Genomic DNA, 15,660 nt, shown 5'->3' on the forward strand with positions numbered 1-15,660 from the left:
ACAAACTCATTTTCAGGCACAGCAATGACTGACTATTTTCTTTTATTTGTTGGAACCGTATTGGTTAACAATTTCGTCTTGGTGAAATTCCTCGGTTTATGCCCTTTCATGGGCGTATCTAAAAAACTGGAAACTGCCATCGGGATGGGGTTTGCGACAACATTTGTTATGACACTAGCCTCTGTATGTTCATGGCTGGTGAATACCTTTATTTTATTACCACTGGACTTAATCTATTTGCGTACTCTGAGCTTTATTCTTGTCATTGCAGTCGTGGTGCAATTCACAGAGCTTGTTGTACGCAAAACCAGCCCGACGTTATACCGGTTATTGGGTATTTTCTTGCCGTTGATTACGACTAACTGTGCTGTACTGGGTGTGGCGCTGCTGAATATCAATCAATCACACGATTTTTTACAATCCGCTATCTATGGTTTCGGTGCTGCCGCCGGTTTCTCTCTTGTTATGGTATTGTTTGCCGCTATTCGCGAACGTCTGGCTGTTGCTGATGTACCCGCCCCTTTCAAGGGGTCATCTATTGGTCTTATTACTGCGGGTTTAATGTCCTTGGCTTTTATGGGCTTTAGTGGTTTGGTGAAATTCTGATGACATCGTTATGGATTGCTATTGGTGCACTCAGTGCGCTAGGGTTAATTTTTGGGTTAATCCTAGGGTTTGCTGCCCGCCGTTTTCAGGTGGAAGAGGACCCCATTGTTGAAAACATTGATGATATTCTGCCGCAAAGCCAGTGTGGACAATGCGGTTACCCAGGCTGTCGCCCTTATGCTGAAGCCGTAGCGAATAATGGCGAGATGATTAACAAATGTGCACCGGGTGGTGAGCAAGTCATGCTGAAAATTTCAGAGCTGCTCGGTATCGATCCTCAACCATTAGATGGTGATGCAAACATACAAAACCCTGCACGCAAAGTCGCCTTTATTGATGAAGAAAATTGCATTGGTTGCACTAAATGTATTCAGGCATGTCCTGTAGACGCTATCGTCGGTGCTACACGCGCCATGCATACCATTGTTGAAGATTTATGTACCGGTTGTGACCTGTGCGTTGCTCCTTGTCCAACAGACTGTATTACGATGATCCCTGTAGCAACAACCACTTCCAACTGGAAATGGGATTTAAAAGCTATTCCAGTTAGAAATATTCCTGTTCAGCCACCTCTCGCCACTTCCATTAAAAGTACCCCGGTCAAAAATATTGAGGCTGAACACCATGTTTAATTTATTTAATTTGCTCAATAAAAATAAAATCTGGGATTTCGCCGGTGGTATTCATCCACCTGAAATGAAGCTGCAATCCAGCCAGACCCCTTTACGCATTGCGCCACTACCGGAAGAGTTAATCATCCCATTGCAACAACATTTGGGTACGGAAGGCGAGTTGCTGGTTAAAGTGGGTGATGAAGTGCTTAAAGGCCAACCTTTGACATTTGGCACTGGTCGTACTGTACCGGTGCATGCATCGACTTCCGGCACAATCATTGCCATTGAACCGTGTATTACAGCGCACCCATCCGGGTTGAAAGAGTTATGCGTTCGTTTGTGCCCTGATGGGAAAGATCAATGGGGTGAACGCATTCAAGCACCGGATTATCAATCACTGGATGCAGATACGATTCTTAACCGAATCCATCGGGCCGGTATCGCAGGTTTAGGTGGAGCCGGCTTTCCTACCGCAGCCAAACTACAAAGCGGCCGTCATGGTCTTAAGACACTGATCATTAATGCCGCAGAATGCGAACCTTATATTACCGCGGATGACCGCCTGATGCAGGAACATGCCGGCGAACTTATTGAGGGCATTCGTATTCTGGAACATCTGCTTAAACCGGAGCAGATCCTGATTGGTATCGAAGATAATAAACCAGCAGCAATAAAAGAACTCAAAACCGTTCTAAAGGGCGATAAATCGATTATCGTCCGGGTTATCCCAACCAAATATCCTTCTGGCGGCGCCAAACAACTGACCAAGATACTGACCGGTAAAGAAGTCCCCTCCGGTGGCCGTTCCTCTACTATCGGTGTACTGATGCAGAACGTAGGTACAGTGGTTGCAATCAAACGTGCCATTATTGATGGAGAACCTTTGATTGAGCGCATCGTCACAATTACTGGCGAAGCCATCACCTCGCCGGGTAACTTTTGGGCGCGGCTCGGTACTCCGGTACAATTTCTTCTCCAGTTAGCCGGTTTTGCGCCACAATCAGAACAGATGGTCATTATGGGTGGGCCCTTAATGGGATTTACGCTACCTGACCTCAACGTGCCCATCGTTAAGATCAGTAACTGTATTCTGGCTCCATCCCATCAGGAAATGGATTCAAATACAACGGAAGAAGCTTGTATCCGTTGTGGATTATGTGTGGAAGCCTGCCCTGCCCGTTTATTGCCACAACAGCTCTATTGGTTCAGTCGGGGACAAGAGCACGAAAAAGCCAGAGATCACAATCTGTTCGACTGTATTGAATGCGGCGCCTGTGCTTATGTCTGCCCAAGCAATATTCCTCTAGTGCAATATTATCGCCAAGAGAAAGCCGAAATTCGGGCCTTGGATCAGGAAAACCGCCGTTCAACCGAAGCCAAAATTCGTTTCGAAGCTAAGCAGGCGCGCATGGAACGAGAAAAACTGGCCCGAGAGGAAAGGCACAAAAAATCGACCGTCCAAATTGATAATAAAGATAAGAGCGCTGTACAAGATGCGCTTTCCCGCGTGAAGGAAAAACAGGCTAACGCGGGTAAAATTGTTGCTATAGAACCGGGGCAAATACCTGATAATGCCGCAGTAATAGCTGCTCGTCAGGCAAGAAAAGAGCAGCTTCGCGCTCGTCAAGCGGAAAAACAGGCGGTGGAAAATATTAGTATTGCTCCATCTGAACCACCAAGTGCAGAAGATCCACGCAAAGCCGCATTAGCAGCAGCAATTGCCAGAGCTAAAGCGAAAAAAGCAGCTCAAAATCAAGAAGTAACACCATCACCAGAAGCGAGAGAACCAGAAACTACCGCTAGTGAAAAACAAGATCTTCATAAAGATGCGGTCGCTGCCGCTATTGCCCGTGTTAAAGCCAAGAAAGACCAAACACAGCAATTAGCTGAAACTCAAGCAGAACCACCGCCAGCGGAAGAAACTGATCCACGTAAAGCTGCCGTCGCCGCTGCCATTGCTCGTGTTAAAGCCAAGAAAGTCCAAACACAGCAATTAGCTGAAACTCAAGCAGAGCCACCGTCAGCGGAAGAAACCGATCCACGTAAAGCTGCCGTCGCCGCTGCCATTGCTCGTGTCAAAGCCAAGAAAGTCCAAACACAGCAATTAACTGAAACTCAGGCAGAAACACCGTCAGCGGAAGAAACCGATCCACGTAAAGCTGCCGTCGCCGCCGCTATTGCCAGGGTTAAGGCCAAAAAAGACGCTCAGGAACAACAGAAAATTTCAATAGAATAGTGATTGTTATAAATGAAATTCAGACCCGTTCAAATTGACAATAAAAAACTAAAAGTCGCAAGTTCGCCTTTTACACACGATCAGCAAAGTACCAGCCGCATTATGCTGTGGGTTGTGCTGGCAGCGATCCCCGGTATTGCAGTACAAACTTACTTCTTTAGTTACGGTACCTTGTTCCAGCTCCTGCTTGCAGTGATTACCGCCCTACTTGCAGAATCATTTGCCCTATCTTTGCGTAAACAGGCAATTATGCCTCGTTTGCAGGATAATTCTGCATTACTGACAGGTTTACTTTTAGGGATCAGCCTTCCACCACTGGCTCCTTGGTGGCTGATTGTATTGGGAACTGCCTTTGCGGTAATTATTGCCAAACACTTATACGGTGGCCTTGGTCAAAACCCATTCAATCCGGCAATGGTCGGTTATGTCGTACTGCTAATATCATTCCCAGTGCAAATGACCAGCTGGTTGCCTCCTATGGATTTACTGGCAACACAAATCACACCGCTAGACAGTCTGATGGTGATCTTCAGCGGTCATACTCCCGATGGCACAACATTACAGCAGTTGCAACAAGGTTTCGATGGAATTAGCCAGGCTACACCGCTGGATAGTTTCAAAACCGGTTTATTGACTCACAATATTGATGACGTTCTTCGCCAACCTATATTGCAAGGATCTCTGGCTGGCATTGGCTGGCAATGGGTCAACATTGCTTATCTTGTTGGTGGGTTGATTCTGCTGAACAGAAAAGTGATAACCTGGCAAATTCCTGTGGCATTTATCCTGGTATTAGGCTTATGCGCACTCATTAGCTGGTTGATTGATCCATCTCATTATTCGCCACCATTATTACAACTGTTTTCCGGTGCAACCATGCTAGGTGCATTCTTTATTGCAACCGATCCCGTCAGTGCTTCCACGACACCCAAAGGTCGTTTGGTTTTTGGTGCCATGATCGGCTTATTAGTCTGGGTTATCCGTGTTTATGGTGGTTATCCTGATGCCATAGCATTTGCGGTCTTATTGGCGAATATCACCGTGCCACTCATTGATCATTACACCCAACCCCGCGTTTACGGGCATAAATAAGGAGCCGTTATGTTAGAAACCATGCGACGTCACGGCATCACACTAGCCATTTTTGCTGCAATTACCACCGGGTTGACGGCTGTCGTGAATTCACTCACCAAAAGTACTATCGCAGAACAAGCCGCACTACAGCACAAGTCGCTGCTTGATCAGGTTATTCCGCCTGCCCTATACGACAATGATATACAAAACGAGTGTTATCTAGTCAATGCGGATGCTCTGGGCAATAACTTGCCTCATCGTCTCTATCTAGCCCGTAAAAATAGTCAACCCGTAGCGGCAGCGTTAGAAAGTACTGCACCGGATGGTTATTCCGGTGCTATTCAATTACTGGTTGGCGCAGATTTCTCGGGAAAAGTACTTGGTGTACGGGTTACAGAACATCATGAAACCCCAGGACTAGGGGATAAAATTGAAACCCGGATTTCAAACTGGATTAATGTATTCTCAGGGAAAACCATCACATCAAATCATGACCAGCACTGGGCAGTGAAAAAAGATGGCGGTGAATTTGATCAATTTACCGGCGCCACTATTACCCCACGCGCCGTGGTAAACTCAGTCAAACGAACCACACTTTATTTACAAACTATACCTAAACATCTCTCTTCTCTAGAATCCTGTGGAGAAAAATCATGAGTGAAACCAAAAAATTATTTATCCAAGGGCTATGGAAAAACAATTCCGCTTTAGTACAACTGCTAGGATTGTGCCCACTGTTAGCCGTATCTTCCACTGCAACCAATGCGCTCGGCTTAGGGCTGGCAACGACACTGGTTCTAGTCTGTACCAACATTGCAATTTCCAGCTTGCGTCGTTGGGTACCCAATGAGATCCGTATTCCAATTTATGTTATGATCATCGCCTCGGTTGTAAGTGCTGTCCAGATGTTGATTAACGCCTACGCTTTTGGTCTGTATGAATCATTGGGGATTTTCATTCCACTGATTGTGACTAACTGTATTGTTATCGGCCGTGCTGAAGCCTATGCAGCGAAAAATCCAATTATGCCCTCTGCGATTGATGGCTTAGCAATGGGATTAGGAGCCACTTTTGCCCTGTTTGTTCTTGGTGCTATTAGAGAAATTCTCGGCAATGGAACCCTATTTGATGGCGCTGATTTACTGCTGGGTAATTGGGCTAAAGTATTACGAATAGAAATCGTTCATATGGATTCCCCTTTCCTGTTAGCGATCTTACCACCCGGTGCTTTTATCGGTTTGGGATTAATGCTGGCAGCGAAATATCTTATTGACGAAAAAATGAAAACTAGGGCAATAAAAGAAAAAAGCCGTGCAATAACCATGTTACCAGAATAGGACAGTTCCATTTGATATGAACAAGCAGAAACGTATCGACATTTTAACGCGTTTACGGGATAACAACCCAAAGCCAACAACTGAATTAGTTTTCACAACACCATTTGAGTTACTTATTTCAGTACTGCTTTCAGCGCAAGCAACAGATGTGAGCGTTAATAAAGCCACAGCGAAACTCTATTCGGTTGCTAATACCCCCAAGGCAATACTTGACCTTGGTGTAGATGGGCTGAAAGAGTATATAAAAACTATCGGTCTGTATAACACCAAAGCGGAAAATACAATTAAAACCTGCCAGATATTACTGGAAAAACATGCTGGCGAGGTTCCCGAAGATCGTGCTGCATTGGAGGCATTGCCAGGTGTTGGCCGCAAAACAGCCAATGTGGTATTAAACACCGCTTTCGGCTGGCCGACTATTGCAGTCGATACCCATATTTTTCGCGTTTGTAATCGTACTCAATTCGCGCCCGGTAAAAATGTCAATGAAGTCGAAAATAAATTACTACAAGTTGTCCCGGCTGAATTTAAAGTTGATTGTCATCATTGGCTTATTTTACACGGTCGTTATACCTGCATAGCCCGTAAACCTCGTTGTGGTTCCTGTATTATTGAAGATCTATGTGAATTTAAAGAAAAAATTTACCCTGAGTAACTATTGTAATTTTCATTGCAATTTCCATACTGTTTTACGCTATTTTGCAGATGTTGCTTGCTCGACATCATCAATTCGCGTAAAACTGTTATTCTAAAAAACTATCTGATAATAACCCTCAACTTTCTCCGCGGATATTATGTTTCAAAACAACCCGCTGCTTGCACAGCTAAAACAGCAACTTCATTCCCAAACACTTCGAGTAGAAGGTTTGGTCAAAGGTACCGAAAAAGGATTCGGATTCTTAGAAGTCGATGGGCAAAAAAGTTATTTTATTCCTCCCCCACACATGAAAAAAGTTATGCATGGCGATCGAGTGACTGCCGCTATTCATACTGATAAAGAAAGAGAGATCGCCGAGCCAGAAACATTGGTCGAACCATTTCTAAGTCGCTTCGTTGGCCGTATCCAGAAAAAAGAAAATGATAACCGTTTATGGATCATTCCTGATCACCCACTGCTAAAAGATGCTATCCCTTGCCGGCCGACCAATCAGGTCACTCATCCATTTCAACATGGTGATTGGGCTGTCGCTGAAATGCGTCATCATCCATTGAAAGGCAGCCGTGGTTTTCATGCAGAAATTACCGGCTATATCACTGAAGGCGACAATCACTACGCCCCTTGGTGGGTAACACTCACTCGCCATAACCTGGAACGTGATGCTCCCGCTATGGCTACCGATTGCCAGATGAACGATGGCGATCTTGAGCGCATTGACTTAACGTCGCTGGATTTTGTCACTATTGACAGTGCAACCACGGAAGATATGGACGATGCTTTGCATATTGCTAAGCAAGATGACGGTAGCCTGAAACTCAGCATCGCCATTGCTGATCCAACAGCTTATATTGCGGCTGACAGCGAACTGGATCAAATCGCCCATCAACGTGCTTTCACTAACTACCTGCCGGGTTTTAATATCCCCATGTTGCCACGCGACCTGTCAGAGAATTTATGCTCTCTGCGCCCTAACGCTCGTCGTCCGGCATTGGTTTGTCAAGTTTCTATTCTGGAAGATGGTCAACTGAGTGATGATATTGCGTTTTTCTCTACCTGGGTTGAATCAAAAGCTAAATTAGTTTACGACGAAGTTTCTGACTGGCTGGAAGAAACCGGGACTTGGGAACCTGCTTCCGAAGCGATTAAGGCTCAAATCACGCTCCTGAAGGAAATGAGTGATCGCCGTAACCAATGGCGCCACCAAAATGCGCTTATTTTCAAAGATCGTCCTGATTATCGCTTCATCCTCGATGATAATGGTTACGTACTGGATATCGTAGTAGAACAACGCCGCACAGCTAACCGTATTGTTGAAGAAGCCATGATCACTTCTAACCTGTGCGCCGCAAAAATACTACGCGATAAGTTAGGTTTTGGTATTTACAATGTCCATATGGGTTTTGAGCCACTGCAAATTGAACAAGTGGTTGAATTACTGAAAGAAAATGGTGTCGATGCTAACACAGAAGAATTGTTAACCTTAAACGGCTTCTGCAAATTACGCCGTGAATTGGATAAACAGCCAACACAATTCCTTGATAGTCGCATTCGTCGTTTCCAGACTTTCGCAGAAATTAGACCTGAACCCGGCCCTCATTTTGGTCTCGGTTTTGATGCTTACGCCACCTGGACGTCACCGATCCGTAAATACAGCGACATGATTAACCACCGTTTACTGAAAGCGATTATTCAAAAAACGGATGTGAAACAACCCTCAGAAGAAACCTGTTTACAACTGGCTGAACGTCGCAGACTGAATCGTATGGCTGAACGAGATGTAGGGGATTGGCTGTATGCCCGCTTCCTGCAACCACACGCAGGAACAGAACAACGATTTACCGCAGAAGTCATTGATATCACCCGTGGTGGTTTACGTGTCCGACTGGTCGATAACGGTGCAGTGGCCTTTATACCGGCACCATTCCTACATGCCGTGCGTGATGAGCTGCAATGTAGCCAAGAGACCGGTACAGTGATTATCAAAGGTGAAGTCGCTTACCAATTGAACGATATTCTTGATGTTCGTATTGATGAAGTCAGAATGGAAACGCGTAATATTGTCGCCCGCCCTACGGCCTGATTTCCCTTAATTGAACCCTTTCTGAGTCAAACTACAGTTTAATCGCTGTAGTTTGTTCTAACCTTACATCTCGTTCTGTTCGATACGAGGTGTCACTATATTGAACCATTATCATTATCCCCTCACAGTGATAACATTTCCCTTTCCACTTCTTTACAAATATTTACTATTTCTACTGTTTACTACTCGCTATAGAGTGTTTTTAATAAATACCCCGTATTAACCACAGAGACCTTATCAGCCCACTCCTCAACGGATACATTGTCTTATATTTAACCATATTATAAAAAACTATAAATAAATATTTATATATAGTTATACTAATTAATAATTTTACAATGTTATTAATTGGTATTTGATATTAACTGATATTAACTATAATTACCCTGCCTTACGATTGTGACTTTAAAATCAAAAAATAATATTTTTATATGAGCAATCATTTCTATAAATCAGATGGATACGGTAGCTATATAGCTAAATAAATTTAATCAACTTGGAGGGTTATATGTCACATTTTGAATATGATGTAGAAAATAAAAACGATGCCTATCAATCAAAAGAAAATGAATATACCGTGGTCAATGGAGAGTATTTTAAATATAATACGAAAAATGATAAAAATAGTGATAATATTTTTACTTACCTATTAAAAGGCAATCAAGACTATCCAACTTGGATAACCTCTGATATTAAAAAAGTGAGTCTATATATCATAGAAAATTTATTTTCTTATAATAAATACTCAACTAAATTACAACAAACTTTAAAACGAGCTGTGAACGCCGTTTTCAATGAATATTCCGAAATAAAATACTCTGAGTTACTGCATAACATTAACAATATATTCAACCTTTTTTTCATAAAAAATTATGATAGTTCTGATATCGATACAGCAATCAATATTTTAATATCAAAAATAGAAATTCATGAAAAATTAGCAAGCATAAATAAAAATAAAGTCAATTCAGATCAAACTAAAGCCGATATATGGCAGGAACTGGGTATCAATGCGGAAGAACCTTTACTAAAAATATATCGTCAGGCATTCTCTACCGGAGAAATCGATGATGAGGTCTATTCAGATGTATTGCTAACTTTTATGTCAGATGGCAATGTAACGTTAAGTGATAAAGAAAAATCAGATTATAACCAACGAATCAAAGATAAAGAAGATCTTTTCAAATCCTATAAAAAAGGCATTGAAAAGGTGAATAGTTTAATTTCTGCTAATAATATTAATCCAGGCATTCCGATTACTCATCCAGAAACAAACCAAAGTATCAGCATTGGAGATGACATACTATTAGCTCTACTAGCCAAAGAAGAGGTAGCATTAAAAAAACAACATCGTACCGAGTATAGTCAGAAAGATATTTTTGAACTGCAAACTCTACAAGCTGCTAAGTATCATTTATTAGTCTTATCTTCATTAGGTGCCCTATTATATCAGATTGCCCCTAAAATCGGAAAAATGACTCAAGGTCATGGTGATTATCGCGATATCATTTTTGCCCAAGATCAGGCTGAATTATTATTTAAAAAACATAATATTCACTATGATACTGATCATGTTCTTTCTCAAGAATCAAAACATATTGAAATGGAAGGCTGTATTATTTTAACAGCCGCAATCATTTATCGAATGAGAAAAGAGAATTCCAATGAGGAACAAGCATTTAAGTATTCTACATTAGAAACAATAAAATTATTTGAAAATGACAAGCAAAAACTTAATCCTTTCAATAAAAGCAACGTAAAGCCAGCAGGATATTTTTCTTTTATTGATTTCAAAAAGAGAGATAAATTTGATTCACAATATAATTTTAATGAGCAATTTAATGTTTATAAAAACAAATACAGTCATTATGAATCCATTTCACTCAGTAAGTTAATACTTTCATCTCCGGCTGCGCAATTAACTGCCGAAGAAATTGTTAATCCACCAGAAGAAGCCTTTCTCTATTCAGTCGAACACGGCATGGGAAATGTCGCCATGATAAAAATGTATCAGGGTAATTGGTTGGTTGTCTCAACAATACAAGGAGGAGTGAAAGCAAAAAAATATTCCCAACAACAAGTTGATAGCCAACCCACCTTACGTGCTATGTCTAGACCCAATGTACTATTTTTAATTGAGCAAAAAATAGAGATAGGCATGGGAATATTAATGGCAAATAGAATGGTTCGTACAGGAAAAAGACTTTTCCCGATTGGCTATGTACGGGCCAAAACCTTGAGTGGTTTCTCAGAAACAAACAGATATAAATATTCTTACGACGCATTTTGGAATGATTATTACGGTATAACTTCAGGAATGAATGTCGGAATTAGCTTCACAGGTTCACCTAAATTTAATTTTCATAAAGAAGAGAACTTACTTTCTGTTACCACAACAATAATACAGCAAGGCTTAAACGATATTGCAATAAAAAGTAAACAGGCGCTGGATATTACCTCTGGTTGGCATATCGCGGCAACCATTCTTATTCCTTTCTATAATGTTATCTATAAAGCAACAACCGATAGTGAATATAAATTAACTGGAGAGGATATTGGCTCCATTGTCTTTGATACAGCAAATGTGCTGTTAGTTGTTGCTACCCTAGGTATGTCATTGACTGAATCAATGGCTGCAAAAGTCACACAGACCACATTGCGCCTCAGACAAGCCGGTCTAACCGGAAGAGCTTTAATTACAGCGGTTATCAGAACATTACCAGAGCATGGCGTAATCACTTTGCGTCAATCTTCTCGCATTCTGCTCGGCGGATTAATTGATTTAATCGAGCCTTTACCGATTAGATCAACACTGACCTTAACTTACCGAGGAGTTGTAAGCGCAGTAGGTGTGATAAAAAATAGCATTAAACTTGAGAAAAGTTTCGCCGATATTTTTAGCAAAAGTACCAGAGGGATTGGTAAACTTAAAAATGAATGGAAAGTCAGCAATATTTCACTCGACGAAATGGTCCCTCATGCAAATGAGGGAATATATAAAGGGGTCTATTCAATACACCCTGCTAATGTGGAAACAGCAATTAAACAGAACTACTATATAAAGGAATCTGGTGCTAATTATCAAGTCAAATGGGATGAAGCAAACCACACCTGGCGAGTAGCCAACCCGGCTTATCCAGAACAATTTAGTTACTGGCCTGCGGTGAAATTAGATAAAAATGGCCATTGGATTACTCATACCGATGTATCTAATAAATTTCTTATCCTGGAGCAGAGTAAAAAAATAGATCAGGAACTTGAAGCAGCACGCAGTAATATTAATAATGATAAAATATTGGATGCATTTATTCATATCAATACCGCATTCAAAGATCATGAAAAGTATGATATCGATAAACTATCAGATATTACTGACACATTAACCCATTTCTTGGAGAAATCCCTAAAACTTGGAAATAAACAAGCCCTACTCAACACAGAGATAGTGAATATCCAACAAGCCTGGATACGTGAAGTCACCTTACCATTACAAAACAATCCATTACCAAAAAACCTCAGTATTTCGGCTGAAAAAATTAATGCCATCAAAACCGAACTGCCTTATCTATTGAGAGAAATCTATCCTGTTGGAAATCAATTACCTAATGCATCAGCAATCAATAAAATTGCCCTAGCTATTGAAGAAATACCTAGCACACCGATGCCAAAATACTCTTCGGGTAATATCCCAAAAACTATACAATACACATCCATAGAGAGTAACCGTGTAGATATTCCTCCTGTCGGGATCACAATAACAGGTAATGATCTATTTATTAATCAAGTCACTCACGTACTAGATGAAATAAGTGAAATCCCTTCCGGAAATATCGTTATTCAGGAATTGGAAAAACAGGGTATAAATATACAACCTCCAATGATGAGTGCCATTGTACGCGAAAAAGATGGTCAATTTTATGCCCGTAATAGCGCCGGTAGCAGTATTACCTTTGACCCAGAGAATCACCTAATTGGCACAGAAGAAAAACTTGTCGAGGAGCCCTGGCGTTCCCGTGAACCTGCTATCGCTTTATATCATGAGATGCTACATATCTATTATAATCGTTACCCAACATGGTTTACCTCTATCGATAATAAAATAATTGATCAAAAAGTCAGTGGCGGTTTTTCTTTACTGGAAGAATCACGCATTGTGGGAACAAAATATTACTCCAATGATAAAAATACGTTATTTGATTTCAGTAATTCCGACTATTTATTAGAAAACAATTCTGCCTTATTGACTGAAAATAGATTCAGAACAGAATATGCCATATTCAAAGGTGAAAGCGAGTATGTTATTCAACCTTATTATGGTAAAGGCGATAGTCAAATTCCATTGACAGACATCGAAATAAACATAAATGAATCACATCGCAATGTCATGGGTGTGGGTAGTGGAAAACCTGAAAAAATGCCCGGTGAATCAGCTACTGATTACCGTAATAGAGTGAAGGAATGGCGAAAAGAGAATAAAAAACCAGGGATGGATATAGATATTGGATCAGCTGATATTAGAAAAAGAAAAGCACAATTCAGAATTGGACTTTTACAAAAAGAATATCCTCAACTTGAACCACAAAAAATTGAGCTTGGCGGTGCATTCGAATTATGGACAGTACCTAATGAACCGGCGAATAGATTAATGCTGAGTTCACATGGATATTTTTTCTCTGATAGTGCAACGACGCAAGTCCCCGCGGGAAAAACGATTCAATTTCTTGGTCCTCACGGTCAGACATTATTGGAATCACCGGAAAATCTATTGAATTCTCCCTTTGATGTTACATTAGGTAATAGCGGCTTAACTGTACAACCTTATGCAACAATTAAAGCAGGCAACACAGCAAGTCTGGCTAATGTAAGAATAGGTGATAAAACGTTTACCATGAACGATATTCAGAATATGGCTACTAATGATATTGAAAATTATCGGCTAGCCACTGGAGTAGAAGCCAATACAGTTAATCATAGCAGGGTAAGAAATTACGGTATCAAATATTATGAGAAAATGCCTGATGAGGAAGTGAAGGCGGCAGTATGGAAAAATAGAACAGACAGTACGAATATCAATAAATATGACGCACTATTAGTCAGCCCGGAAGCGGGGAATCGTAAAAAATTGTCCGATATTTTTACGCTGCTGAAAACCGATGAAAGGATGGCAAAATATGATGAAATAACCTTTGTTGCCTGTCGTGAAGAATTAAACAGAATAAATATGAAATCAGTACATGATACCGGTCTTGGCGGTGGTTATGAACCCAAACTACAAGCAACGGTGATTCTTTCACGCTCTAAACGATCGGCGACTCTCACGCCGGATGGAGCAATTATTTATTCTATTATTGCAGTAAATCTACATCATAATCTCATAACAGAAAAAATTATCGGCATAGCACCTTTCTTATTGATAGATAATTAAAAGGTTTTTGTATTACTTGAAACACTAAATTAAGGCGAGAAATGTTTTCTCGCCTTATTTATTTTAAACTGTGTTAATTCTGCGCTAGGAATTATTACGAGAACGAACACTTCTGTCAGAAAATACCGTACAAACATAACTCTAAGAATAATACAGAATCTATACTGGAAACAGCGCAATTAGCATCCGAAGAAACGTTGCTCGATCAAGCTATCATTATATGGGAATCCAGCCTTACTCCTCGCGCCGTGAGGAGTAAGAAAAAACATCCTACGATTTTGATATCTTATTTAGCCTACTACGTAGATCTGCGGGGGCAATATAATAAGTTGTCCGTCTTATTTTTATAGGAAGAAATATATTCATTGCCTCAAGCTCTCTAAGTAATTTTCTGGCTGTATTTTCACTAACATCATATACATTTTGAACCGATTTCACTTTAAACAATCTTCCGGGTTCTTTTACACCTTTTTTAATTAAATCTTTTTGAATGAAGGTTAGCTTACTTTTATACTTTGAATTTTCCAATACATCGACAATTTCATAAAATTCTTTTGTTTTTACTTTTAAATACTCTTGTAATTCATCAAATGCGTTTAGAATAACATTAACATTAAAATCGATAAAATAAGTTAAATCCCCATAATCCTTTTGAACATAAAGATATGACATACCATAGTCCTTAGCGTGCTCCTTGATAACCTTGCTTATTGAAATATATTCAAAAATATCATATCCATTCTTTAGCATATACCAATAAAATATTGCCCTTGCAGTTCTGCCATTCCCATCTCTAAATGCGTGTTCATACCCCATCATAAAATGAAGAATAATCGCTTTTATTACTGGTGGTATAAATTTCCTGCCATCCTCTCCATTATGATTTTCGTTAGCAAAAGCACATAATTCTTCTAACCTATTTTCTAACTCCTTATAGTTTGGCGGGTAAAATAATGGATTGTCATCATTTCCAATGTAGATATCATTACTGCATCTAAATTCCCCCGGTATATTTTCGTTTTCAGATACGCCATTAGTCGCTATTCTGTGAAATTCAAGCATCAGATCCCTTGTAAGGAGTTCTTGTTTTCTTTTATCCGCTAGCTTTAATAACATATAATTATTCAGAATCATTCTCTCATCAGGAGTGCTGGGCGCTAATTCTTCCTCTAGCATTTTTTTTGCGTCAGCTCGGGTAGTTGCTGCACCTTCCAATTGAGCGCTGGTGATGGCTTCTTCCATCAGTAAAGATGATACTAAGTAATTCTGTTGAATATTACCTGATGCTTGAGATCCTGCAATTGCAGCTACTTTACCGGCACCAAGTTGTACAATTTTGTGCAACTTTGGTTCTAGTGCATCATGTATACAAAAACTAAACTCATTCCCGCTTTTATCAAATAAGCCCGTACTTTTTTTTACCTGATCTCTACAGAACTTTACCGCATACCAGATGTGTTCAGCTTCTTTACTAGGAACTCGCCACTTAAGCTGACTCCAATGAAGGTATCTTCCTTGTTTATCAACAATACTATATTCACTGAGGTATTCCCCGAATTTAACAAAATCTAAATTTGAAAAATTAAGTTTAGGTGATTGTTCTACAGGATGTTTTGCCATATTACCTCAC

General features: G+C 40.4%; 10 protein-coding genes. 9 read left to right on the plus strand and 1 reads right to left on the minus strand.

The window, feature by feature from the left end; translation table 11 throughout:
* Nucleotides 1-24: 24 nt before the first annotated feature.
* From rsxA to ACGF5R_RS00120, 9 genes are all read left to right on the plus strand, one after another.
* Nucleotides 25-606, plus strand: a complete 582-nt coding sequence (gene rsxA, locus ACGF5R_RS00080) for an electron transport complex subunit RsxA (RefSeq protein ID WP_011146612.1) — start codon at nt 25-27, stop codon at nt 604-606.
* Complete coding sequence (rsxB, locus tag ACGF5R_RS00085) at nt 606-1,238, plus strand: electron transport complex subunit RsxB (RefSeq protein WP_112878194.1); 633 nt, start codon at nt 606-608, stop codon at nt 1,236-1,238. The genes rsxA and rsxB overlap by 1 nt, the downstream gene beginning before the upstream one ends.
* Complete coding sequence (gene rsxC, locus ACGF5R_RS00090; RefSeq protein WP_387689068.1) at nt 1,231-3,456, plus strand: electron transport complex subunit RsxC; 2,226 nt, start codon at nt 1,231-1,233, stop codon at nt 3,454-3,456. The genes rsxB and rsxC overlap by 8 nt, the downstream gene beginning before the upstream one ends.
* Nucleotides 3,457-3,468: 12 nt before the next feature.
* Entirely contained in the window at nt 3,469-4,548 is a 1,080-nt protein-coding gene (rsxD, locus tag ACGF5R_RS00095) for an electron transport complex subunit RsxD (protein WP_112878192.1), read from the plus strand.
* Between the two features lie 9 nt (nt 4,549-4,557).
* The gene (gene rsxG, locus ACGF5R_RS00100) at nt 4,558-5,187 is read left to right on the plus strand and encodes an electron transport complex subunit RsxG (RefSeq protein ID WP_112878191.1); all 630 of its coding nucleotides are present in this window, start codon (nt 4,558-4,560) and stop codon (nt 5,185-5,187) included.
* Nucleotides 5,184-5,867, plus strand: coding sequence for an electron transport complex subunit E (locus ACGF5R_RS00105; RefSeq protein ID WP_387689070.1), 684 nt, complete (start codon nt 5,184-5,186; stop codon nt 5,865-5,867). The genes rsxG and ACGF5R_RS00105 overlap by 4 nt, the downstream gene beginning before the upstream one ends.
* A gap of 16 nt (nt 5,868-5,883) precedes the next feature.
* A complete protein-coding gene (nth, locus tag ACGF5R_RS00110; RefSeq protein ID WP_112878189.1) occupies nt 5,884-6,522 on the plus strand; it encodes an endonuclease III in 639 nt (212 codons plus the stop codon).
* Between the two features lie 139 nt (nt 6,523-6,661).
* Complete coding sequence (locus ACGF5R_RS00115; RefSeq protein WP_387689073.1) at nt 6,662-8,605, plus strand: exoribonuclease II; 1,944 nt, start codon at nt 6,662-6,664, stop codon at nt 8,603-8,605.
* A gap of 508 nt (nt 8,606-9,113) precedes the next feature.
* The gene (locus ACGF5R_RS00120; protein ID WP_387689076.1) at nt 9,114-14,030 is read left to right on the plus strand and encodes a putative adhesin; all 4,917 of its coding nucleotides are present in this window, start codon (nt 9,114-9,116) and stop codon (nt 14,028-14,030) included.
* 270 nt (nt 14,031-14,300) lie between these two features.
* Here the strand turns inward: ACGF5R_RS00120 and ACGF5R_RS00125 are convergent, their stop codons facing one another.
* A complete protein-coding gene (locus ACGF5R_RS00125; RefSeq protein ID WP_112878186.1) occupies nt 14,301-15,650 on the minus strand; it encodes a Fic family protein in 1,350 nt (449 codons plus the stop codon).
* Between the last annotated feature and the right edge of the window lie 10 nt (nt 15,651-15,660).

The sequence above is a fragment of the Photorhabdus sp. RM71S genome (assembly GCF_042879355.1).
Lineage (GTDB): Bacteria > Pseudomonadota > Gammaproteobacteria > Enterobacterales > Enterobacteriaceae > Photorhabdus > Photorhabdus kayaii.